The following is a 23,146-nucleotide window of genomic DNA, read 5'->3' on the forward strand; positions in this document are numbered from 1 at the left end:
TTTCTTTTCTTATTTTAAAATTAAAGATTTAACCTTTAGAAAGTCTCCATCTAAAATTTTATAAGTACTAGTTATTGGATTTTCTAAAACAGGTGATATATTTGAATGAATATATAATGTGTCTAGACCTAAATCAAGAGAAGGTTCTATGTCACAAAAATAGTCATTTCCTATCATAATCGTTTCATTTACATTAAGATTATGTTTGCTAATCAATTCATTATAAAATAATTTATTAGGTTTACATACTTTTGATTCAGATGAATATAAAATATCATCAAAGTAATTAGTTAAACCTAAGAGATTAATTTCATATGAGGTGAATACTTTTTGAGCATTAGTCAATAAGTATACTTTTTTATTATTTAATTTTAATGCTTCTAATAGCTTAATTACACCATTATATAAGTTTAATTTATCTATTGAAAGTATTCTAAAAAAAAGAGATGTATTTTTTACTAGTTCTGCAGTTGGTGATACATTTTTCAATAAATACAATTCTTCAAAAATATATTCAATAGGAAAATCAGGATGATCAATATTATTAGCCATTGATATATGTTTTTTTATGAGTTCATTATATTTCCCCTTAATTTCAAAGCTTTTATATGGAGCATTGTTATAGGAATAAAAGAGACTAAGCTTATCCCAAATTAGTGGGTTTTCTTCATTTGTATTAATATCAACTAATGTACCATATAAATCAAATATGTAATTTTTATACACGACATTCACTCCTTTCAATAGATAAGATTCTAATTATATTTAATAAATCCTTTTTAAATATTAAATTGGCATAATATTTGTACTTTTATACAAAATGTATATGTATAATTTATATGTTTTTATATAAAAAATAGTAAAGCTAAGTTAATTCAAATGATATTGGAGGAATTAACGAATAATAATTATTTTTTATCAATTATTGAACAATCTATGAATTTGAATATATAGATTTTTAGTGTATTATATAAATATAAAGATAATAGAAAAAAGGAGATTTTAAATGAAAACTTTAGTTATTAACTGTGGAAGTTCATCTTTAAAATATCAATTAATTGATATGGAAACAGAAACTTCACTAGTTCAAGGATTAGTTGAAAGAATAGGAATAGACGGTTCAATACTAACACAAAAGGTTGAAGGAAGAGAAAAATATATTATTCAAGAAGAGATGAAAGATCATAAGGCTGCAATAAAACATGTTTTAAATGCACTTGTAGATGAAAAAAATGGTGTAATTAAGTCAATGGATGAAATAAGTGCAGTAGGACATAGAGTTGTTCATGGAGGAGAAAAGTATTCTCATTCAGTAATAATTGATGATAATGTATTAGAATCTATAAGAGATTGTATATCATTAGCACCATTACATAATCCACCTAACATAGTAGGTATTGAAGCTTGTAGAGATCTTATGCCAAACACACCAATGGTAGCTGTATTTGATACTGCATTCCACCAAACAATGCCAAAGGAAGCATATATATGTGCTCTTCCATATGAATTATATGAAAAGTATGGAATAAGAAAATATGGTTTCCATGGAACATCACATATGTATGTATCTCAAAAAGTTGCTAAAGTTATGGAAAAAGATATTAATGATTTAAAGATAATAACTTGTCATTTAGGAAATGGATGTTCACTTGCTGCCATTAAAGGTGGAAAATCAATAGATACTTCAATGGGCTTTACTCCTCTTGCTGGAGTTATGATGGGAACTAGAGCTGGAAGTATAGATCCTTCAGTAATTAGCTTCTTAATAGAAGAAAAAGGATATACTATAAATGAAGTTGATGAAATATTAAATAAAAAGTCTGGGGTTTTAGGAATATCTGGAGTATCTTCAGACTTTAGAGATGTTTTAGAAGAATCAGAAAAAGGTAATGAAAGAGCTAAACTTGCTTTAGAAATATTTAACTATAAAGTAAGAGCACAAATTGCTGCTTATGCTGGTATAATGGGCGGAGTAGATGTTATAGTATTCACTGCTGGTATTGGTGAGAATTCATCAATTACAAGAAAAGAATGCTTAAATGGGCTTGAATTCTTTGGATTCAATATAGATGATAATAAAAATTCAGTAAGAGGTAAAATCCAAGAAATATCAACTGATGATTCAAAGGTAAAGGTATTTGTAATACCTACTAATGAAGAACTTATGATTGCTAGAGATACTTTTAAATTAGTTAATAATAAATAATTAAAGGCAGATTCAAAGAATCTGTCTTTAATTTTATTAAAATAAACTAAAAAATATATACTAATAACATAATTTACAATATTTATTTAAATATTGATTTTATAGATGTTATAATATTAGGGAAATATGGGTTAAGGGGGCACAATAATGACGGAATACGAAAAGCTAAATATAAAAGCTAAAAAGTCATGGACAATATCACGATTAATAGGTACTTTAATTCTAAGCAGTATATTAATAACAATTAAAATATTTATGCCAAAAGTAATAGATGTTAATGACAAGGTAAATGTATATTTTACTGTTGGAAGTATAATTCTTATAGGGTTACTATTAATTAATTCAATTGTTTATCCAATAATTGAATATAAGCAATGGAGATATACTATAACAAAGGATAAGATTGAATTTACAGAAGGAATTTTTTTTATTAGAAAAGTAATAATACCAATAATAAGAATTCAACATATTCAATTAAATCAAGGACCTATTAATAAAATCTTGAAATTATATAATATAACTATATTTACTGCTGGGGGGCTACACAAGATTCCTAATATTGAAATTAAAAGGGCCGAAGAAATAAGTGAATATCTAAAAGAGTTGATTAATGTTAAAGTTCAAAAAGATACAGAAACTTATGAGAATGATATTGTTTTAGATGAGGGATTAAAAGAATATGATGAAAGATAATAAATATAAAAGAGCTCATGTTAGTTATATTTTAGAAGAAAGTTTTAAATCCATAAAATCTTTATTTGTATTATTAATTTTAGTAATAAGTAGCATAGATAAAGGTAGAATTTATGTATTTATAGCATTAATATTACTAGTTTTTTTAAATTCATTATTGAAATGGTTCACTACAAAGTTTTATATAAATAACAACTTATTATTATATAATACAGGATTAATTAATAAACGAAAGTTAGAAATACCATTAGATAAAATTAATACTATAGATATAAGCAGAAATATTTTTGATAGAATCTTTGATGTTTCTACTTTAAAGATTGATACAGGGGCAGTTAAAGAAGTTGGACAAGAAATAAAACTTAAGATTAATGAGAAAAATGCTTATGAAATAAGAAATTTAATAAATAATTTAAGTGAAGAAAAAAATAATTATATAATAGAATCATCAAGAGATAATAATGAAATTTATTCTAAAACTATAACCTTTAAAGAAATAGTTAAATATTCCTTTTGTAAGTCAAAAATATTATGGGCTATAGGGGGAGTATTCATAATAAATGATTTTATACTAAACTTAGAAGATACCTTTAATATATCAATTATTAAAGATATTATAGACAGTATTGATATGGATAAAGTATTTTCTGTTGGGTTAGTTAAAATGATTTTAATGATAATATGTTTATTTGTAATTGTATATATTTTAATAAGTATTCTATATATTATATTTGAATCTATTAGACTTTATAATTTTACATTAATTAATGATAAAAATGATATTAAGATAAAATATGGTTTATTCACATTAAAAGAATACTCAATTCCTATAGATAAGATATATGCTTTAAGGTATAAACAAAATTTATTACAACAATTCTTTAAAATATTTCAAATAGAAATAGTAACAATTGGATATGGTGATGAGAAAAATGAGCAGGCTATACTTTATCCAGTTGGAGATATAGACTTTATAAATTCAATACTAAAAGAAGTTTTGCCATCTTTTCATTTTACTGGTGATATTAATAAACCAAATAAGAATGTTTTAAGTAGATTTATAGTTAAAAGATATATTGTGCTAATAATATTTCTTATAATTCCTTTATTCTTTATTATACCTAATGAATTATTATTAATAAAAATTACGTTAACAACATTTTCAATAGTATATAATATATTTCTTGGGTATCTTAATTATCGAAATACCTCTTTAGGATTTAATAAAGATTTAATTTTAGCTACTAGTGGAAGTAATATGAAGGTTAAAACTATAATAAAACAAGAGCATTTACAATCTGTAGAGGTAAAAGAAAATCCTTTTCAAAGGAAAAAGCAAGTTTGTAACTACAAATTAGATATATATAGCAATAAATTGGGGGATATTGTAATAGTTAAAAATTTAGATAAAGATTTATTAAATAATATTGAAGGAAATTTAATTTTATAAAACTAAATATTGCAAAACTTATCATAACAATAAGAAAATAAGAGTAAATATAAGAAAATTAATATTATTTAATAAAATTGGAGCTTGAGAATAATTAATACTATTAATATAATTAGCCTATAATGATAGTAAAATAAAAGGAGAATAGTGTTATGATATCAGTATGCCCAGTTTGTTCAGGAATAGATATAGAGAAACTAGAGTTAAAGTTCGGTAGTGAAAATATTGAAGTTGGTTGCATAGGAGAATGTGGTGGAAGAGATGGTCTTGTATTAGGCTATGCTAATGGAAACTACATTGAAACAGAAACAGAAGAGGAATTTATAAAGAAAATTGAAGAATAATCAAAAAAATTTTTTATATGAATGAAAAATTTTACTTAGAGGCTGTTATGGCAGTCTCTTTTTTGATGTTTTTTTAATTTATAGTATTATATATTAGTAAGGAGTGATAAAATGAATAATTTAAGTGATAGAGTTAAAGGTATTATATTTATAACTTTTTCTGCATTTGGATTTGCAGCTATGTCTGCCTTTGTAAAATTAGCTGGAGATTTACCGTCTTTCCAAAAAACATTTTTTAGGAACTTAGTTTCTTGTATAATTGCTTTAATATTTATTATAAAGAATAAGGAAAGCTTTTTTGGTAAGAAAGATAGTCAAAAATTATTAATATTAAGGTCAACATTAGGGACTGTAGGAATAGTTTTAAACTACTATTCTATAGATAGGTTAATACTTTCAGATGCTAATATGTTAAATAAGTTAAGTCCATTTTTTGTTATTATTTTTTCTGCTTTATTCCTTGGTGAAAAAATAAACTTAAAGCAAATGATAGCAATTATTATTGCATTTATGGGAGTAATTTTTATTATTAAACCAACTTTTAATATTGATATTTTCCCATTTATAGTAGGTATATTGGGAGCAGTTTTTGCTGCTGGTGCTTATACTTGTCTTAGAACTTTAGGTAGTAAAGAAAAGCATTATACAGTAGTTTTTTATTTTTCATTGTTTTCGTTAATTGTAATTCTCCCATTTATGTTAGTTGTATATAAGCCTATGTCTATGTCACAACTAATATATCTTCTTTTAGCAGGAGTATTTGCAAGCATTGGACAATTTGGAATTACAATAGCTTATAAGTATGCACCAGCAAAGGAAATATCAATATTTGATTATTCCAATATAATATTTTCAGCTATAATTAGCTTTATGGTTTTTGGAGTATTACCGGATGCACTAAGCTTTATTGGATATGGAATAATTTTTGCTGCTTCACTATATATGTTTATGTATAATAAAAAACTAGATAAGATAGAAGTAAGTAAAAAGAGAGTATAAGAAAAAAGGTATCTATTAAATTTATAAGTCTTGGAGAAAATCCAAGGAAAATAAAATTATAGATACCTTTTAAACTTAAATTAAGAAATTATTTAAGTAATTCCTTTACCATAGGATTTATTTTAGATCTATCAAACTTACCATTTACTTTTGGCATTATTTCTTTCATTATCTTACCCATATCAGATGGGCCATAATTTCCATTAGTAATTATCTCTTTAAGCATAGCTTCAACTTCTTCATCACTTAATTGAGCTGGTAGGTAAGGTGTAAGTAAATTAATTGCAAAGTTTCCTTCCTGTATTTTATCTTCATCATTAAGTTGTATAGCATATTGAAGTGCTTCTTTTAATTGTTTAATTTGTTTCTCTATTATTTTAATAACCACTTCATCAGTAATATCTTTTCTTTCATTAACTTCATAGGCTTTAATTTCAGAGTTAACTAATCTTAAAACACTTACAGTTTGTTTTTCTCTAGCCTTCATAGCTGCAATTTCATTCTTTTTTAGTTCTTCTTTTAACATAAGTTCACCTCTATATAATATTTAATAATAACTATTTAGTATTATCTTACAAGTTAAATTATAACTTTAATATAATATTATTTCAACAATGGAAGGGTACACTATTTTAATAATACCTTTTTCCCGATAGCAATTGCTTTTGAGTCAGGATTATGACCAAGCTCAGAAGTTTTAACGATTGGAAAGCTATAATCCTTTAATTTTTCTAAAAAGAAATTTTTAACTTCAATATCACTATATGTTTTTTCCATTTCGGTAAAAGAACCAAGAATAAGTCCATTAATCTTTGAAAAAGCACCAATTTGTTTGTATTGTGCTATAAAAGTTGAAATTTTATGTATATCACCGCTAAGAGCTTCTAAAAATAAAATTTTATTTTCAAAGGAGGGAATATATTCAGTGCCAGCTAGTTTTAGAAAACAGCGAATATTACCACCTACTACTTTTCCAACCATCTCATTACCTTTTATAAAGTCATAATTAAGGGCATCTATTATATCCTCTTCTTTTAAAAAGTTATTAATGAAATAATTTCTTTGTACATCAGCACTTTCTCTTATTAGATTTCTTAATTGATAATTAAAATTTATTATATTTGTTTTTTCATATAAAGCGTTTATTAAAACACTTAAATCACTATAACCTATGAAGGGTTTTTTAGAATTAATTATATCATCATAGTTTAAATAATCTAATATTTCATTACATAAATCTCCACCTGATAAATCAAAAATTGCTTTGATATTTGTGTCGTTATAAAGTTTCATAAGTTCTTTAGCTCTAAATTCAGCAGGTAATGTTGCACCATTTGAATTTGTATATAGAGCTTCAGAAAGAGAAACATTAATATTTAATGATTCTAGTATATTTACTAAATCAGATATCTTATCTTTAATATTTTCATTTAGTCCATTTGAGCATGATATTAACCCAATTGTATCATTATATTTTAAAATACTCATTTTTATCTCCTTAATTATACTTTTTATTATAAGTATAATTATAATTTGAAGAAAATCAAATAAAGTATTTAACTATAGAATAATAAATACTATTTTAGAATAATCTATAGAGTACAAGTTTATAAGTGGAGGATTTATGAAATATAGGCTTTATGTAAGTGGATTCTGTAAGGAAACAAGAAATTCAGAAAGTAGCATGGGAATAGGGGGAGTAATTCTAAATGATACTGGTTATGAAAAGATTTTCTCTAAATATGTAGGAAAGGGGACTGTACTAGAAGCTCATGTTTATGGAATTTTACACGGAATTAATGAGATAAGTAAAGATGAAAAAATAAGTGACTTAACTATTTATAGTACAAATTTAATGATAATAAATTTTCTAAATAAGAAAAATGTTGAAATGCCAAAGAGAATAGAAAACTTAACAAAGAAATTGATTAAATCTATTGAAGATTTAGAAATTAGCATTAATTATGAGTATTTTGAAATAAATGAGTATAAATATGTAAGAAATTTAGCTGAAGAAGCTATTAAGATATAAGAAAAATTTGTAAAGAAAAAAATAAAGTAGTATAATAAATATATAATAATAATTATTATTAATAAGGAGTGAATTATATGTTAGAAAAGTTACAAGTATACAAATGTGACATTTGTGGAAACATTGTTGAGGTGTTAAATGTTGGTGGAGGAACTTTAACATGTTGTGGTAAGCCAATGAGATTATTAACTGAAAATACAGTTGATGCAGCAGTTGAAAAGCATATACCAGTTGCTGAAGAAAAAGATGGAACGATTTTTGTTAAAGTTGGTGAAGTAGAACATCCAATGGCACCTGAACACTTTATTCAATGGGTGGAAGTAATTACTAAAGATGGACAAGTGTTAAGAAAACATTTGAATCCAGAAGAAAAACCAATAGCAGAATTTAAAGTTGTTGGCGAAGTTGACAGAGTTAGAGAATATTGTAATCTACATGGTTTATGGAGCAATAAATAAAATTATTTAAATACTAGGCTATCTTTAAAAGATAGCCTTTTATATTTTTTAAGGGTATAATATTTATAATTAACAATTTGCAGGAGGGTAATACTAATGAAAAAATATTATGGAATGACTACTTTTTTAACCTTTGGAGTATTTAGTATATTAACAACATTTTATTTTCCTTATCTAAATCAGGGAATAGGGCTAAATCTAAGTGAAGTTGGAAGAGTAGTATCTATAGGTGCACTGTTTACACTAATATGTCAACCTATATTATCTAGTAAATTCTCAAAGTCAAATAATAAAAATAGATTTATTTTGGGATATTTACTTTTAGTATTTATAGCTATAATGGGCCTTATGTTTATAAATAAAGATTTAACTATAATTTATGCACCTATCTATGGGGGGATTTTAGGATCCTTAGCTGGGGTTTTTGAAGTTTATATTGAAGAATTATGTATAAAAAGTAGATATGAATTTTCTGATATAAGGAAATGGGGATCTATAGGATATGCAGTAATTGTATTTATCTCAGGAATTATAATTAATAAATTTGGATATAGAATTCTTCATATAATTGCCTTGATTATGATAGCTATAATGATGAGTATTATATTATTAAATTTTAGAGGAAATATAAATATAAAAGAAAATACAAACAAAGTTAAATTTAGTGATTTATTTAAAAATAGAAATATAGTTTTACTTATTATAGTTGTGTTCTTAGGAATGGGAAGCTATATGGGATTAGAATTTGCATATTCTGCTTATTTAGTAAAAGTTGTTGGAGATGTTAATAGAGCTAATGAAATTTATAGTAGTTCTATTAGTTTTAGAGTAATTATAGAATTCTTTTCTTTTATGATTATTTCTAAATATTTTAGTAAAGCAAATAGTAAGACATGTCTAACTCTTGCCTTATCTATTGCTGCCATTAAAATACTAATGTTTTCAACAGGAAATGTTATTTTAATTGTTTTAGGTGATCAATTACATGGTATTATGTATGGATTATATTTAAGCTTTTTATTTAAATATCTAAGAGATATTTTAAATGATGAATTAATAGCAACTTCATTTGCAGTTTTATCAGTTTTAAGTACTGGTGGATCTAACTTTATATATCCAACAATATATACATTTGTTGAAAGTCTTTTTGGATATTTTGGAATGTATTTATTAGGATTTATATTATTAGTCCTTTCAGTTATAATTTCATTAATATTCTTACCTAACCCAAAAAGGAGATATAAAAGTAATAATTAGATGAATAGAAGTATTTTAATAAATGGTAATGTTATTAATTATAAAGTAATATTTAAAAACAAAAAAAATTTATCTATGAAATTAAATTCTAGTAGCGAATTAGAAATATATGCTCCTTTAGATATAAGTATAGACTATATAGAAAAAATATTAAGAAGTAAAGAAAAATGGTTAATAACTAATATTAATAAAATAAAAAAAAGTATAATTAATAATGATTATACTAAAATATATTTTTTAGGTAATGAATTTACCTCAAATATAGAGTTTTCTGATGTTGATAATATATATTTTGAAAATGATATACTTTTTATTAAAAGTAGAAATTTAGATAATACATACATAGGTAGTTTATTATCTAATTGGTATAAAATACAGGCAGATATAATTGTAAAAAATAGAGTAGATAAATTAGCAACAATATATTCTTTATTTCCATCAAAAACTATAATTAGAAATCAAAAAACTAGATGGGGAAGCTGTAATAGCAAAAAGGAAATCAGGCTAAATTGGAGACTAGTATTAATGCCATACTATGTGATGGATTATATAATAATACATGAACTCTATCATCTAAAGCATATGAATCACTCAAAAGATTTTTGGAATCTTGTAGAAAAATATGATAAAAACTATAAGTTAGCTGAAATTTGGCTTAAAGAAAATGGAATTAATTTAATGAGAATTAGTTAAATATTAATATGAATTGTATTAAGATTAATATAGATTTAAAAAAGAAGCTTAAAATTTTACTGGAAAAAATATTAATTTAACATTATAATATTTTTATAATTATATTTAATACACAAGGAGATGAACATGAGAACTGTATATAGAAATCCAAAAGAATTAGCAACTTGTTTAAAGGACTTAGTAGATAATTATTTAGAGTTTTTAATGAGTTACGATGAACTAAAGGTAAGAGTTCAAAAAATAGTTTCTGCTAATGGGGAAAGAGTTTATAAAGATGGAAGAATTTCTTTGAAACTATATCCTTACTTAGGAGATGAAAGAGTAGAAATTATTAATAAAATAGTAGAAGAATAGAATTGTATTTATGCCTCCATAGAATTAATTTACTAGGGAGGCTTTATTATAATTTGAGGTAGAGAGATATGGTAGATAAAATAATTGAAAAATACAAAAATTACAACCCATATATAAATGGGTGGACCAATATGAAAAGAGCAGCTGTTGCAATATTACTTGTAGATATAGAAGGGGATACTAAAATTATTTTTCAAGTAAGGGCTTTCCATATGAGAAGTCAGCCTGGAGATATATCATTACCTGGTGGTAAAATAGATGATAATGAGAATCCTAAAGAAACAATAAAAAGAGAGGTTTCTGAGGAACTTGGGTTAAGTGAAGCAGATTTTGAGATTGTAGCAGATTTAGATATATTAGTTACTCATTATGGATTAATTGTTCATCCCTTTTTAGGGTTTATTAAAAATTATAATAATATAAGTATTAATAAAGATGAAGTAGATCATATATTTTTAGCATCAATTAAAGAACTGATGAAAGCCAATCCAATAAAAGATTTAAGTAAAATTAATGTAGAAAGAAATAAGAATTTCCCTTATCATCTAATAAAAGATGGAGAAAACTACAAATTTAAAGAAGGGTTATATAAATCTTTATTTTATATCTATGAGAATTATACTATATGGGGAATGACAGCATTAATTTTAGAAAATTTTCTAGATTATATAAAAGAAGAATTTTAAACTAAAATAAATAATCTATTGAATTAATTTAATACAAATTAATTCAATAGATTTATTTTATAAACTCTTTAGGATTATATACCTATATTTTAATTGCTAAATTCTCATTATATGATATATTACTATATTGTATTAAGTAAAAGATAAACTATGAATGTAAGTGAAATTAAATACATTACTATAGAGATATCCTTATGTTTTTTTGTAGCAATTTTCATAATTGTATATGAAATAAATCCAAATGCAATTCCATCTATTATACTAAATGTTAAAGGTATTAAAACTATTATTAAAAAGCTAGGAATAGCTTCAGAAATATCATTGAAATCAATATGTACTATACCTTTTATCATTAAGCTTCCTATAATTATTAATATAGGTGCAATAACTTCATTAGGAATTATATTAATAAATGGAATAAAGATTAATGAGATTAATAGTAATAATCCAGTTATTAAAGATGTAAGTCCTGTCTTACCACCAGCAGCAATACCAGCAGTTCCTTCTACTGTTGATACTGAGGGGCTAGTTCCAAATAAACCACAAGCAATTGTAGATAAAGCTATTGAAATTAAAGCTTTATTATTCTTTTCAGGTGCATTTAATAATCCATTAACTTGACCATGTAATAAGCCTATATTTTCGAAAACAATAACTAATGTTAATGAAAAAGTAGAAATCCAAAACTTTATATTTAAAAATTCCCTTAAGTCAATATTAAAGAATATAGTTTTATATTCAGAGAAATTAGGGAATGATAAAGTTAAGTTAGATATATCTACAAATTTAAATAGTATTGCTAGTATAGTGCCAGTTACTATACTAATTAAAAAACTTCCAGGTATATTGTTAGCAAACAATATTACTGTAAATAAGAAAATCAAAATGAAGAATAATACTCTTGGGTTTGATAAATCACCAATTCTTACAATAGTTGAAGGATCAGATATAATAAGACCGCTCTTTTGAAGTCCTAAAAAAGTTATAAATAGTCCTATACCTATAGTAATTGATTCTTTTATAGAATTTGGTATTGATTTATCTAAAATATTAGATAAAGGAGTTATTGATATTAATAGAAATAATAATCCAGCAACCGCAACACTACCTAATGCTTGATTAAAAGTTAAGCCCATACCTAATATGATAGTATAAGTAAATAGAGCATTAATTCCCATTCCAGGCATAACTACTAAGGGTGTATTACTAATTATAGCCACTAATAAGCATCCTATAAAAGAAGCAAGAACTGTTGCTATAATTAGTGGTTCCTGTGATATACCCCCATCGCTTAAAATACTTGCATTAACTACAATAATATATACTGCAGCAAAAAAAGAAGTTAAACCAGCTATTAGCTCAGTTTTAAAATTTGTTTTGTTTTCTTTTAATTTAAACAATTTATCCATCCTTTTTGAAAAACCTCCTTAATGTATCCCTCGCCCGCCCACATCTTTGATGCATTATTATTATTATATCATTAAAGTAAATACATAAAAGATAAAAAAACAAAAAAAATCATAAAAATCGACAAAATAATCAAAATTTATACGATATTGATCAACATTTGTATAATATTTTTGAATTTTCAAACAATGTTAAAGTGGGCATATTGACAAACTCTATGTAAATACTATAATTTAATATATACCCCGATAGGGTGGGGAGGTGTACTATGAAAGAAGATAGAAAAAAAGCTATGCAATCTTTAAAAACAGCTAGGGGACAAATTGATGGAATTATTAAAATGATAGAGGAAGATAGGTATTGTATAGATATATCTAATCAGATTTTTGCAGCACAGTCTTTACTTAAAAAGGCTAATTTAATCATCTTAGAAAATCATTTATCACATTGTGTTAAAGATGCCTGTATAAGTGGTAATGGTGATGAAAAAATAGATGAGATTATGAAAATATTAGATAAAGTTATAACAAGATAAAAAGGAGAGATTTTAATGAAAAAGATAATTAATATAGAATGTATGAGCTGTAATCATTGTGTTGCTCATGTAAAGGAAGCTTTAGAAGGAATTAATGGAGTAAATTTAGTAAGGGTTAGCTTAGAAGAAAAAAATGCTATAGTTGAAACTGAAGTTAATAATGACACTTTAATTAATGCAATAGAAGAAGAAGGCTATGATGTAGTATCAATAGAGTAATTATAAAAGTTATAGAGAAAAGTAAATAAATTACATTTTTTTGTTCACTTTATCATTAATAAAAAGTATTATGCTAGTGTGAGTTTTATTTAAATCACAGCTAGAATAATACTTTTTTATTTTATTCAAGTTTTGAAAGTATTTCTGTCATATCATTTATTGCTGAGTTTAGCTTTAATACATCATTTTCATCAAGAAAAGAAATCTTTTTAATTAAAATAGCTTTTATTTCAGCTTTTTTCTCTCGGATAAATGAGTATGCTTTATCAGTAAGCTCAATATTAATTTTTCTTCTATCATCAGAATCTGTATATCTATTAACAAATCCTTCATTAATTAATTTGTCTATTATAGGTGTCATATTAGGTTTAGATATATCTAAACATTTTGCTACATTTGAAACAGACATTGTTTTTTTCTTTGAAAGATAGAATATAACTTTCATATGTGATGGAGGCATAATACTCCCTTTAACCATTTCATTTGGATTTAAAAGTTTGTTATGTATAAGTAGTAATAAATCTAATATATTTTCAGGTATGTTGTTTATATCATTATTATTCATATGTATCCTCCTAATTATTTATCTTTTTTATTATAAACTAAAATAAATAATTATACAAATATAACAGTTATTGACATATAATAGTTATAAAAATATAATTAAAATATAATATATTTACTAATTCTGGAAGGGGATTAAATGAATTGATAAAGCTAATAAAGTATTTAAAACCATTTATAGGTTCTATAATTGTAATTATAGCCTTGCTATTCCTGCAAGCTATAAGTGAATTATCATTACCAGATTATATGTCTAATATAGTCAATGTAGGAATCCAACAAGGCGGAATTGAAAATTCTGCACCTAAAGTAATAAGAAAAAGCGAAAAAGAAAAATTATCACTTTTTATTTCAGAAATTGATCTTAATAAAGTGGAGGAGAATTATAAATTAATTAGTAAGGATAATTTATCAAATAATGAGTATAATAATTACTCAAAAAAATATCCTTTATTAAATCAAGAGGACTTATATGAACTAAATACTGATAATAAAGATATAATAGAGGAACTAAGTGTTATTTTGGCAAAACCAGAACTTATTCTTTATGGAATAAGATCTGGGAATATGGAAGAGTTTAACTTTAATAATACAAATTCACAAATGAATTTACCTGAAAATACAGATATTTTTACAATACTTAAGACCTTACCAAAAGAAAAAATAAATGAAATGTTAAAGGGTATGAATGAAAAAATAGATGCTATGCCTGAAAGTATAGTTAAACAATCTTCAATATCCTTTGTTAAAGATGAATATAAAGCAATTGGTATTAATACTGATAGTTTACAAACAAGATATATATCTTTTGCAGGGCTTAAAATGCTTGGAATAGCATTAATTAGTATGGTTGCAACAGTTATTGTTGGATTTCTATCTGCAAAATTGGCAGCTGGAATTGGAAAAAATTTAAGACAGGATGTCTTTAAGAAGGTAACAAGTTTTTCAAATGCAGAGTTTGATAAGTTTTCTACTGCCTCTTTAATAACAAGAAATACAAATGATATACAACAAATTCAAATGCTGATGGTAATGTTATTTAGAATAGTGTTCTATGCACCAATATTAGGGGTGGGTGGAGTATTAAAAGTTTTAAAATCCAATAATAATATGACATGGATAATTACTCTTGGAGTAATTTTGATAGTATTATTAGTAGCTGTATTATTTACCTTTGCTATGCCTAAGTTTAAAGCAGTTCCTAAACTAATAGATAAACTTAGCTTGGTAACTAGAGAAAGTTTAAATGGTATGTTAGTAATCAGAGCTTTCAGCACTCAGAAGCATGAAGAAGAGAGATTTGATAAAGCCAATAAGGATTTAACAAATACTAATTTGTTTGTTAATAGATTAATGTCATCTATGATGCCAGCTATGATGTTTATTATGAATGGAATATCAATTCTTATAGTTTGGGTAGGTTCTCATCAAGTTGAGCTAGGTAATATGCAAGTAGGAAATATGATGGCGTTTATTCAGTATGCTATGCAAATTATTATGTCATTTTTAATGATTTCTATGATATCTATAATGTTACCACGTGCTTCAGTATCAGCACAACGTATTAGTGATGTTTTAAATAGTAATTTATCAATTGAAGATAAAGAGGAAACTGAAAAATTCAAAGCTTCTAAAAAAGGGTATGTAGAATATAAAAATGTTAGCTTTAAATATCCTGGTGCAGAAGATTATGTTATTAAAAATATAAGTTTCTTAGCGCAGCCAGGGGAAACAACCGCCATAATCGGAAGTACCGGTAGTGGTAAATCTACTTTAATTAATCTTATGCCACGATTCTATGATGTAACTGAAGGTAAGATAGAAATTGATGGAGTTGATATTAGAAAGGTTAAACAAAAAGAGTTACGCGAAAAGATAGGCTATGTGCCTCAAAAAGGTGTATTATTTTCTGGAACTATAGAGAGCAATTTAAAATATGGTTCTTCTGAAGCTAAAATCAAAGATATAAAATTAGCTGCTGATATAGCTCAAGCTACAGAATTTATTGAAGCTAAGGATGATAAATATGGTAGTGAAATATCACAAGGAGGAACTAATGTATCTGGAGGACAAAAACAAAGACTATCAATTGCTAGAGCATTAGTTAAAAAACCAGAAATATATATATTTGATGATAGTTTTTCTGCACTAGACTTTAAAACAGATTCAGCTTTAAGAAAAGCAATAAAAGATAATATTAAAGATGCAACAATGATAATAGTAGCTCAAAGAATAAGTACTATAAAAGATGCAAATCAAATTATAGTTTTAGATGAAGGAGAAGTTGTTGGAATTGGAACTCATCAGGAACTTCTAGAAAACTGTGAAGTTTATAATCAAATAGCTTTATCACAACTTTCAAAGGAGGAACTGATGTCATGAGTAATAATATAGGAAGGAAAAAAAACGGTGGCTTTGGTGGTCCGATGGGAGGAATAAAACCTATTGGAGAAAAAGCTAAAGATTTTAAGGGTACATTAAAAAAAATATTAGATTATCTAAAGCCTTATAGAATATCAATAATAGTAGTTTTAATTTTTGCTATTGGTAGCTCAGCCTTTTCTATAATTGGACCTAAAATTTTAGGAAAAGCTACTACTAAACTCTTTGAAGGCTTATTAAGCAAGATTTCAGGTGAAGCGGGTGCAGGAATAGACTTTACTTATATAGGAAATATACTTATTATATTGATACTTTTATATGCTGTAAGTGCAATATTTGCCTTTATTCAAGGATTTATAATGTCAGGAATAGCACAAAAGGTTTCATATAATTTAAGAAAAGAAATATCACTAAAAATAAACAAGATTCCACTTAAATATTTTGATAAAATGACTCATGGAGAAGTTCTATCGAGGGTTACTAATGATGTAGATACTATAAACACTACTTTGAATCAGAGCTTATCTCAAGTGGTTACATCAATGACAACTTTAATTGGTGTGGTTATTATGATGCTTTCAATAAGTGTTACTATGACATTAGCTGCTTTATTAATAGTTCCATTATCAGGTTTATTTATATCATTTGTTATTAAAAAATCTCAAAAGTATTTTAAAGAACAACAAAGTTATTTAGGTCATGTAAATGGTCATGTTGAAGAAATATATAGTGGCCATAATATAATGAAGGCTTTTAATGGTGAAGAAAAAGCAATTGAAGAGTTTAATGAATTAAATGACACTTTATATAATTCTGCTTGGAAATCTCAATTTTTATCTGGTATGATGATGCCTATAATGAATTTTATAGGAAATTTAGGCTATGTGGCTGTTACAATTTTAGGTGGATATTTAACTGTTAAAAATTATATTAAGGTTGGTGATATTCAATCCTTTATTCAATATATAAGATCATTTAATCAACCAATTGCACAAGCGGCTCAAATAGCTAATGTATTACAATCTACAGCAGCTGCAGCAGAAAGAGTTTTTGAATTCTTAGAAGAAAAAGAAGAAATTAGTGATTTCGTAAATACACGTAGTATTGAAGAGATTAAAGGAGAAGTAACATTTAAAGATGTTCATTTTGGATATAATGAAGATAAAGTAATAATTAATAACTTCTCAAGTACAATAAGGTCTGGACAAAGAGTAGCAATTGTAGGTCCAACTGGTGCTGGTAAAACTACAATAGTAAAATTATTAATGAGATTCTATGAATTAAATAGTGGTGAAATATTATTAGATAATTATAATATTAAAGATTTTAATAGAAGTGATTTAAGAAAGATATTTGGTATGGTACTTCAAGATACTTGGCTATTTAATGGTTCAATAATGGAAAACATTAGATATGGCAACTTAGAAGCAAGTGATGAAGAAGTAATTAAAGCTTCTAAAGCTGCACATGTCCATCATTTTGTTAAGACTTTACCTGATGGATATAATATGGAATTAAATGAAGATGCAACTAATGTATCTCAAGGACAAAAGCAATTACTTACTATAGCTCGTGCAATTTTAGCAGATCCTAAAATACTAATATTAGATGAAGCAACCAGCTCTGTTGATACTAGAACTGAAGTGCTTATTCAAAAGGCAATGGATAATTTAATGAAGGGTAGAACCAGCTTTATAATTGCACATAGATTATCAACTATAAGAGATGCTGATTTAATATTAGTAATGAATGAAGGAGATATAGTTGAACAAGGAACTCATAAGGAACTCTTAAATAAAAAAGGATTTTATGCATCATTATATAATAGTCAATTTGAAAATTCACACGTTTCATAAGAAAAATCAATAGAAGAGGATACTTAGGTAGCCTCTTCTTTTTATATAAAATTAGCTTAGTAAAACTTAGTAAAATAATTAGTAAAACTTTAGTAAAATTAATTGATAATGTTTTCTTAATGTGATAGACTTTAATTGTAAATATTAAATAAAGTTAGGGAGAAGTATTATGATAGAAAAAATTAAAAATACTTTTAATGAAATTTTTAAGGAAAATGGAAACGAGAGATATTTCTTCTCTCCAGGTAGAGTTAATTTAATTGGAGAGCATACTGACTACAATGGTGGAAATGTATTTCCATGCGCTTTAAGTTTTGGGACTTATGGAGTAATAAGACTTAGAGAAGATGAAAAAGTAAAGATGTATTCTAGCAATTTCCAGGATATCGGCGTTGTAGAATTTTCTTTAAATGACTTAAAATACGAAGAAATACATGATTGGGTTAATTATCCTAAGGGTGTAATTGATGTGATGAAAAAACATGGATATAATATTAATAAGGGTTTTGAAGTGGTTATTTATGGTAATATACCAAATGGAGCAGGATTATCATCCTCTGCATCATTAGAACTTTTAACTGCAGTTATGATGGATAGTTTGTTTAATTTCAATATCAATAGAGTTGATTTAGTAAAATTTTCTCAAGAAGCTGAAAATAAATTTGTAGGAGTGAATTGTGGAATAATGGATCAATTTGCTATTGGAATGGGTAAGGAAAATAATGCTATACTATTAGATTGTAATACTTTAAAATATAATTATTGTCCAATAGATTTAAAGGATGAAATACTTGTTATTGCTAATACAAACAAAAGAAGAGGTTTAGCTGATTCTAAGTATAATGAGCGTAGAAGCGAATGTGAGAAAGCATTAGAAGAATTAAAAATAAAGCTTAATATTAATTCCTTAGGTGAACTTACTATAGAGGAATTTGAAAATAATAAAAGTTTAATTAATGATGATATTAGAAGAAAAAGAGCAAAACATGCTGTTTATGAAAATCAAAGAACTTTAATGGCAAAGGATGCTTTAGAATCAAAAGATTTAGTTACCTTTGGTAAGCTTATGAATGAGTCTCATATTTCTTTAAGAGATGATTATGAAGTTACAGGAGTAGAACTAGATACTTTAGTAGAACTTGCTTGGGCTCATAATGGAGTTTTAGGTGCAAGAATGACAGGTGCTGGTTTCGGTGGATGTACAGTTGCATTAGTAAAAAAAGATAGTGTTGATGATTTTATAAAAACAGTTGGACAAGGATATAAAAATAAAATAGGCTATGAAGCTAGTTTCTATATTGCAGAAATAGGAAATGGAACTAGAGAAATTTAGGAGGTATTAATTATGATTTTAGTATGCGGTGGAGCAGGTTATATTGGTAGCCATGCAGTTTATCAATTAATAGAAAAAGGAGAAGAAGTAGTAGTTGTAGATAATTTAGAAACAGGACATATAGAAGCAGTAAATCCAAATGCTAAGTTTTATAATGTTGATATAAGAAATGAAGATGAGTTAGATAAAGTGTTTAAGGACAATAATATTACAGAAGTAATTCATTTTGCAGCAAATTCTTTAGTTGGAGAAAGTATGACTAATCCATTAAAATACTATAACAACAATGTTCATGGGACAGAGGTATTATTAAAAGTTATGGTTGCTAATAATGTGAAAAAGATTGTATTTTCATCAACAGCTGCTACTTATGGGGAAGCTACTAGAATGCCAATAGTTGAAACAGATAAAACTGAACCAACTAATGCATATGGTGAAACTAAACTTGCTATGGAAAAAATGATGAAATGGGCGGATATAGCACATGGAGTTAAATATGTTTCATTAAGATATTTTAATGTAGCAGGAGCTCATGTGAGTGGAAGCATTGGAGAAGATCATAGCCCTGAAACTCATTTAATACCATTAATATTACAAGTCCCTCTTGAAAAAAGAGAATTTATTTCAATTTTTGGAGAGGACTATGATACAGAAGACGGTACTTGTATTAGAGACTATATTCATGTAACTGATTTAGCAAATGCTCATATTTTAGCAATTGATTATTTAAGAAATGGAAATGAAAGTGATATTTTCAATTTAGGTAATGGAAATGGATTTTCAGTTAAAGAAATGATAGAAGCAGCTAGAAAGGTAACAGGACATAAAATACCTGCAAAAATTTGTGAAAGAAGAGCTGGAGATCCTGCTAGACTTATTGCATCAGCAGAAAAAGCGAGAAAAATATTAAATTGGGAACCTAAATATGACAATGTGGAAGATATAATAGCATCAGCTTGGAAGTGGCATAAGAACAATCCACTTGGATTTAATAAGTAGGTGAATTATGGAAATTTATAGTGAAATCAAAAGATTGATTCAATATGGATTAAAGCATGGTTTATTTACTGAAGATGATGAAATTTATATTAGGAATTCCCTACTAAATATTTTAAATTTAGATGATTATGATGATATAGAAGTTAAAGATGAAGAATTAACAACACCAACAGATATATTAAATAATATACTAAATTACGCTTTTGAAAATGGTATTTTAGAATCTAATACTCCAATTTATAGAGATTTATTGGATACTAAGATTATGGGTGCATTAATGCCAAGACCTTCAGAAGTAATTAAAACATTCAAGGATAAATATGAAAGATCACAAGAAGAGGCTACTAATTACTTTTATAATATTAGTAAAGCCTGTGATTATGTTAGAGCAGATAGAATTGCTCAAAATTTACTTTGGAAAAGTGAAAGTGATTATGGAAATCTAGATATAACTATAAATTTGTCAAAACCAGAAAAAGATCCTAAAGCCATAGCAGAAGCTAAAAATATGCCTCCTTCAAAATATCCTAAATGTCTTTTATGTAAAGAAAATGAAGGCTATAGAGGACGTATAAATCACCCTGCTAGACAAAATCTTAGAGTTATTTCATTAAGCTTAAACAATGAAAAATGGTATTTACAGTATTCCCCATATGCTTATTATAATGAGCATTGTATTGTTTTTTCTGCAGAGCATACTCCAATGAAGCTAACTAGTAAGACTTTTAATAGATTACTAGAGTTTGTAGAAAAATTCCCACATTACTTTATAGGTTCTAATGCAGACTTACCAATTGTAGGTGGTTCAATATTAACACATGACCATTACCAAGGTGGAAAGTATGAGTTTGCTATGAATAAAGCTTCAAATTATACAGAATTTATATTAAAAAAATATGAAAATGTAAAGTTTTCTATTGTAAAATGGCCACTAAGTGTATTAAGATTAAAAAGTAGGAATAGATTAGAATTAAGTGAATTAGCTTACAAAGTATTAAATCATTGGAGAAACTATAGTGATCCAAAGGTGAATGTATATGCTTTTACTGATAATATTCCTCATAATACAGTAACACCAATAGCAAGAAAAGAAAATGATGAGTATGTAATTGATTTAGTTCTTAGAAATAATAGAACTACTGATGAATATCCAGATGGAATATTTCATCCTCATGCTGAGCTCCATAATATTAAAAAAGAAAACATCGGATTAATAGAAGTTTTAGGACTTGCAGTTCTTCCAGCAAGATTAAAAGAAGAAATAGAGATAATTAAAGTATCTTTAACTACTAAAAAAGATGATATTTATAATTATGATAGCATGAAAATTCATTATGATTGGTATGAAGAAATCAAAAGTAAAAATGAATATATAACAGAAGAGAATATTGATGATATTCTAAAGATGGAAATAGGAAATGTATTTACCAAGGTGCTTGAACATTGTGGAGTATTTAAATGGGATAGCCTAGGAAAAGAAGCTATTGATAGGTATATTGAAAGTTTAAAATTATCAATTGATAAATATTAAAGGTGAGGCATTTATATGCCTCATCTTAATTATATATAAATATTTATTTTACTATTAGAACGGAGGTGAATATCATGGCAACAATTAAGGAGATTGCTAATGAAGCAGGTGTTTCTATTGCAACAGTATCTCGTATCTTAAATTTTGATAAAACTCTTAATGTTTCAGAAGAAACAAGAAAAAAAGTTTTAGCTGTAGCTGAAGAAATGAATTATGTAACTATAAAAGAGCGAAAAAATAAGCTTAAAAATTATACCATTGGAATAGTTTGTTCCTTTAATGAGTTAAAGGAGTTAAGTGATCCATATTTCTTATCTATCAGAATGGCAATAGAGAAAAAATGCTTAGAAGATAATATAGGCTTTAAATCTTTATATCTTAGTAATTTGATAACAGATGATACATATAATTATAAAAATCTAGATGGAATAATTGCTGTTGGGATATTTGAAAATAATGAAATTAATAGTCTAAAAAAATTATCTAATAATATTATATTTATAGATTCTTCTCCAGAGGAGTGGGAATTTGATTCTATAGTTGTAGATTTAAAGTATGGGACTAAAAAAGCCCTTGATTATTTATATAACCTAGGTCATAGGGATATAGGTTATATTGGGGCAAAAGTTATTCCACACAATAGTGATAACGGAGTTGAATTAATAAACTATAGAGAAGCAACGTATAAAAGATTTATGATAGATATAAATAACTATAGAGAAGAATGGGTTTTTAAGGGTAATTTTACACCAGAAGATGGGTACACTTTAATGAAGGAAGCCTTAAAGCTAGAAAAAATACCTTCTGCTTTTTTTATAGCTAGTGACCCTATGGCTATAGGTGCTTATAAAGCTATACAAGAAGAAGGATATAAAATACCAAAGGATATAAGTATAGTGGGCTTTGACGATATAGCCACAGCTCAGTATTTATCGCCATCTTTGACAACGATTAAAATATTTACAGAATATATGGGTGAAACAGCCTTAGATATTTTAATGGAAAGAATAAAGGGAGAAAGAAATCTAAGTAAAAAAATAGTATTACCAGTTAAATTAATTATTAGGGATAGTTGTAGAAAAATATAAATTAAAGGTGCTGTAAATACAGCTCCTTTATATAATTTTAATTTAGATGGGGGCATATAA

Annotated in this window: 24 protein-coding genes; 19 read left to right on the forward strand and 5 right to left on the reverse strand. The window is 26.0% G+C overall.

The window, feature by feature from the left end:
* Window positions 1-9 precede the first annotated feature (9 nt).
* On the reverse strand, window positions 10-726 hold the full coding sequence (locus HUJ77_RS04635; RefSeq protein ID WP_291707413.1) for an HAD family hydrolase: 717 nt from the start codon (window positions 724-726) through the stop codon (window positions 10-12).
* A gap of 280 nt (window positions 727-1,006) precedes the next feature.
* Here HUJ77_RS04635 and HUJ77_RS04640 point away from each other — a divergent pair, with 280 nt between their 5' ends.
* The 5 genes from HUJ77_RS04640 (at window position 1,007) to HUJ77_RS04660 (ending at window position 5,692) form a co-directional block, all read left to right on the forward strand.
* Complete coding sequence (locus HUJ77_RS04640; protein WP_291707414.1) at window positions 1,007-2,206, forward strand: acetate kinase; 1,200 nt, start codon at window positions 1,007-1,009, stop codon at window positions 2,204-2,206.
* Window positions 2,207-2,353: 147 nt separating this feature from the next.
* On the forward strand, window positions 2,354-2,899 hold the full coding sequence (locus HUJ77_RS04645; RefSeq protein WP_291707415.1) for a PH domain-containing protein: 546 nt from the start codon (window positions 2,354-2,356) through the stop codon (window positions 2,897-2,899).
* Window positions 2,886-4,349 (forward strand): PH domain-containing protein, encoded by a 1,464-nt coding sequence (locus HUJ77_RS04650; protein WP_291707416.1) that lies wholly within the window; start codon window positions 2,886-2,888, stop codon window positions 4,347-4,349. Before HUJ77_RS04645 ends, HUJ77_RS04650 begins: the two co-directional genes overlap by 14 nt.
* Before the next feature lie 152 nt (window positions 4,350-4,501).
* The gene (locus HUJ77_RS04655; protein ID WP_291707417.1) at window positions 4,502-4,693 is read left to right on the forward strand and encodes a DUF1450 domain-containing protein; all 192 of its coding nucleotides are present in this window, start codon (window positions 4,502-4,504) and stop codon (window positions 4,691-4,693) included.
* A gap of 111 nt (window positions 4,694-4,804) precedes the next feature.
* The gene (locus HUJ77_RS04660) at window positions 4,805-5,692 is read left to right on the forward strand and encodes a DMT family transporter (protein WP_291707418.1); all 888 of its coding nucleotides are present in this window, start codon (window positions 4,805-4,807) and stop codon (window positions 5,690-5,692) included.
* A gap of 88 nt (window positions 5,693-5,780) precedes the next feature.
* Here HUJ77_RS04660 and HUJ77_RS04665 read toward each other — a convergent pair whose 3' ends face one another.
* Together HUJ77_RS04665 and HUJ77_RS04670 are read right to left on the reverse strand one after the other, a co-directional pair.
* A complete protein-coding gene (locus HUJ77_RS04665; RefSeq protein WP_291707419.1) occupies window positions 5,781-6,218 on the reverse strand; it encodes a GatB/YqeY domain-containing protein in 438 nt (145 codons plus the stop codon).
* 101 nt (window positions 6,219-6,319) lie between these two features.
* Window positions 6,320-7,180, reverse strand: a complete 861-nt coding sequence (locus tag HUJ77_RS04670) for a S66 peptidase family protein (protein WP_291707420.1) — start codon at window positions 7,178-7,180, stop codon at window positions 6,320-6,322.
* A gap of 136 nt (window positions 7,181-7,316) precedes the next feature.
* Here HUJ77_RS04670 and HUJ77_RS04675 point away from each other — a divergent pair, with 136 nt between their 5' ends.
* The 6 genes from HUJ77_RS04675 to HUJ77_RS04700 all read left to right on the forward strand — a co-directional run bounded on the left by HUJ77_RS04675 (window position 7,317) and on the right by HUJ77_RS04700 (window position 11,172).
* Window positions 7,317-7,724 (forward strand): ribonuclease H family protein, encoded by a 408-nt coding sequence (locus tag HUJ77_RS04675; RefSeq protein ID WP_291707421.1) that lies wholly within the window; start codon window positions 7,317-7,319, stop codon window positions 7,722-7,724.
* A gap of 77 nt (window positions 7,725-7,801) precedes the next feature.
* Window positions 7,802-8,182, forward strand: coding sequence for a desulfoferrodoxin (locus tag HUJ77_RS04680; RefSeq protein WP_291707422.1), 381 nt, complete (start codon window positions 7,802-7,804; stop codon window positions 8,180-8,182).
* Between the two features lie 96 nt (window positions 8,183-8,278).
* The gene (locus tag HUJ77_RS04685) at window positions 8,279-9,439 is read left to right on the forward strand and encodes an MFS transporter (protein ID WP_291707423.1); all 1,161 of its coding nucleotides are present in this window, start codon (window positions 8,279-8,281) and stop codon (window positions 9,437-9,439) included.
* Complete coding sequence (locus HUJ77_RS04690; protein ID WP_291707424.1) at window positions 9,440-10,132, forward strand: SprT family zinc-dependent metalloprotease; 693 nt, start codon at window positions 9,440-9,442, stop codon at window positions 10,130-10,132.
* Between the two features lie 126 nt (window positions 10,133-10,258).
* Window positions 10,259-10,486 carry a TIGR04540 family protein gene (locus HUJ77_RS04695; protein ID WP_291707425.1) on the forward strand — a complete coding sequence of 76 codons (228 nt, stop codon included), beginning with the start codon at window positions 10,259-10,261 and terminating at the stop codon, window positions 10,484-10,486.
* Between the two features lie 131 nt (window positions 10,487-10,617).
* Window positions 10,618-11,172 (forward strand): CoA pyrophosphatase, encoded by a 555-nt coding sequence (locus tag HUJ77_RS04700; protein ID WP_291707426.1) that lies wholly within the window; start codon window positions 10,618-10,620, stop codon window positions 11,170-11,172.
* A gap of 122 nt (window positions 11,173-11,294) precedes the next feature.
* On the opposite strand, the gene HUJ77_RS04705 is transcribed toward HUJ77_RS04700, so the two are convergent.
* Window positions 11,295-12,581, reverse strand: coding sequence for an NCS2 family permease (locus tag HUJ77_RS04705; RefSeq protein WP_291707427.1), 1,287 nt, complete (start codon window positions 12,579-12,581; stop codon window positions 11,295-11,297).
* A gap of 266 nt (window positions 12,582-12,847) precedes the next feature.
* Between HUJ77_RS04705 and HUJ77_RS04710 the strand changes: the two genes are divergently transcribed.
* Together HUJ77_RS04710 and HUJ77_RS04715 are read left to right on the forward strand one after the other, a co-directional pair.
* Entirely contained in the window at window positions 12,848-13,114 is a 267-nt protein-coding gene (locus HUJ77_RS04710; protein WP_291707428.1) for a metal-sensing transcriptional repressor, read from the forward strand.
* 15 nt (window positions 13,115-13,129) lie between these two features.
* Window positions 13,130-13,333 (forward strand): cation transporter, encoded by a 204-nt coding sequence (locus HUJ77_RS04715; protein ID WP_291707429.1) that lies wholly within the window; start codon window positions 13,130-13,132, stop codon window positions 13,331-13,333.
* Between the two features lie 121 nt (window positions 13,334-13,454).
* On the opposite strand, the gene HUJ77_RS04720 is transcribed toward HUJ77_RS04715, so the two are convergent.
* Window positions 13,455-13,898: a MarR family transcriptional regulator gene (locus tag HUJ77_RS04720; protein ID WP_291707430.1), complete on the reverse strand. Its 444-nt coding sequence runs from the start codon at window positions 13,896-13,898 to the stop codon at window positions 13,455-13,457.
* Window positions 13,899-14,041: 143 nt separating this feature from the next.
* Between HUJ77_RS04720 and HUJ77_RS04725 the strand changes: the two genes are divergently transcribed.
* The 6 genes from HUJ77_RS04725 (at window position 14,042) to HUJ77_RS04750 (ending at window position 23,086) form a co-directional block, all read left to right on the forward strand.
* Complete coding sequence (locus HUJ77_RS04725) at window positions 14,042-16,279, forward strand: ABC transporter ATP-binding protein (protein ID WP_291707431.1); 2,238 nt, start codon at window positions 14,042-14,044, stop codon at window positions 16,277-16,279.
* Window positions 16,276-18,135: an ABC transporter ATP-binding protein gene (locus HUJ77_RS04730; protein WP_291707432.1), complete on the forward strand. Its 1,860-nt coding sequence runs from the start codon at window positions 16,276-16,278 to the stop codon at window positions 18,133-18,135. Before HUJ77_RS04725 ends, HUJ77_RS04730 begins: the two co-directional genes overlap by 4 nt.
* A 169-nt stretch (window positions 18,136-18,304) precedes the next feature.
* Window positions 18,305-19,468, forward strand: coding sequence for a galactokinase (locus HUJ77_RS04735; protein WP_291707433.1), 1,164 nt, complete (start codon window positions 18,305-18,307; stop codon window positions 19,466-19,468).
* Between the two features lie 9 nt (window positions 19,469-19,477).
* Window positions 19,478-20,467 carry a UDP-glucose 4-epimerase GalE gene (gene galE, locus HUJ77_RS04740; protein WP_291707441.1) on the forward strand — a complete coding sequence of 330 codons (990 nt, stop codon included), beginning with the start codon at window positions 19,478-19,480 and terminating at the stop codon, window positions 20,465-20,467.
* Window positions 20,468-20,474: 7 nt separating this feature from the next.
* Window positions 20,475-21,998: a UDP-glucose--hexose-1-phosphate uridylyltransferase gene (gene galT / locus HUJ77_RS04745; protein ID WP_291707434.1), complete on the forward strand. Its 1,524-nt coding sequence runs from the start codon at window positions 20,475-20,477 to the stop codon at window positions 21,996-21,998.
* A gap of 74 nt (window positions 21,999-22,072) precedes the next feature.
* Window positions 22,073-23,086 (forward strand): LacI family DNA-binding transcriptional regulator, encoded by a 1,014-nt coding sequence (locus tag HUJ77_RS04750; RefSeq protein ID WP_291707435.1) that lies wholly within the window; start codon window positions 22,073-22,075, stop codon window positions 23,084-23,086.
* Window positions 23,087-23,146: the final 60 nt, after the last annotated feature.

The organism is Clostridium sp. (assembly GCF_021443865.1).
Lineage (GTDB): Bacteria > Bacillota > Clostridia > Clostridiales > Clostridiaceae > Clostridium.

Coding starts and splice junctions, on each gene's coding strand:
- HUJ77_RS04735 (WP_291707433.1), top strand. CDS start 18,305: ATGATAGAAAAAATTAAAAATACTTTTAATGAAATTTTTAAGGAAAAT.
- HUJ77_RS04690 (WP_291707424.1), top strand. CDS start 9,440: ATGAATAGAAGTATTTTAATAAATGGTAATGTTATTAATTATAAAGTA.
- HUJ77_RS04700 (WP_291707426.1), top strand. CDS start 10,618: ATGAAAAGAGCAGCTGTTGCAATATTACTTGTAGATATAGAAGGGGAT.
- HUJ77_RS04655 (WP_291707417.1), top strand. CDS start 4,502: ATGATATCAGTATGCCCAGTTTGTTCAGGAATAGATATAGAGAAACTA.
- HUJ77_RS04710 (WP_291707428.1), top strand. CDS start 12,848: ATGAAAGAAGATAGAAAAAAAGCTATGCAATCTTTAAAAACAGCTAGG.
- HUJ77_RS04680 (WP_291707422.1), top strand. CDS start 7,802: ATGTTAGAAAAGTTACAAGTATACAAATGTGACATTTGTGGAAACATT.
- HUJ77_RS04645 (WP_291707415.1), top strand. CDS start 2,354: ATGACGGAATACGAAAAGCTAAATATAAAAGCTAAAAAGTCATGGACA.
- HUJ77_RS04650 (WP_291707416.1), top strand. CDS start 2,886: ATGATGAAAGATAATAAATATAAAAGAGCTCATGTTAGTTATATTTTA.
- HUJ77_RS04665 (WP_291707419.1), bottom strand. CDS start 6,218: ATGTTAAAAGAAGAACTAAAAAAGAATGAAATTGCAGCTATGAAGGCT.
- HUJ77_RS04675 (WP_291707421.1), top strand. CDS start 7,317: ATGAAATATAGGCTTTATGTAAGTGGATTCTGTAAGGAAACAAGAAAT.
- HUJ77_RS04660 (WP_291707418.1), top strand. CDS start 4,805: ATGAATAATTTAAGTGATAGAGTTAAAGGTATTATATTTATAACTTTT.
- HUJ77_RS04705 (WP_291707427.1), bottom strand. CDS start 12,581: ATGGATAAATTGTTTAAATTAAAAGAAAACAAAACAAATTTTAAAACT.
- HUJ77_RS04685 (WP_291707423.1), top strand. CDS start 8,279: ATGAAAAAATATTATGGAATGACTACTTTTTTAACCTTTGGAGTATTT.
- HUJ77_RS04750 (WP_291707435.1), top strand. CDS start 22,073: ATGGCAACAATTAAGGAGATTGCTAATGAAGCAGGTGTTTCTATTGCA.
- HUJ77_RS04695 (WP_291707425.1), top strand. CDS start 10,259: ATGAGAACTGTATATAGAAATCCAAAAGAATTAGCAACTTGTTTAAAG.
- galT (WP_291707434.1), top strand. CDS start 20,475: ATGGAAATTTATAGTGAAATCAAAAGATTGATTCAATATGGATTAAAG.
- HUJ77_RS04640 (WP_291707414.1), top strand. CDS start 1,007: ATGAAAACTTTAGTTATTAACTGTGGAAGTTCATCTTTAAAATATCAA.
- HUJ77_RS04670 (WP_291707420.1), bottom strand. CDS start 7,180: ATGAGTATTTTAAAATATAATGATACAATTGGGTTAATATCATGCTCA.
- HUJ77_RS04720 (WP_291707430.1), bottom strand. CDS start 13,898: ATGAATAATAATGATATAAACAACATACCTGAAAATATATTAGATTTA.
- HUJ77_RS04715 (WP_291707429.1), top strand. CDS start 13,130: ATGAAAAAGATAATTAATATAGAATGTATGAGCTGTAATCATTGTGTT.
- HUJ77_RS04730 (WP_291707432.1), top strand. CDS start 16,276: ATGAGTAATAATATAGGAAGGAAAAAAAACGGTGGCTTTGGTGGTCCG.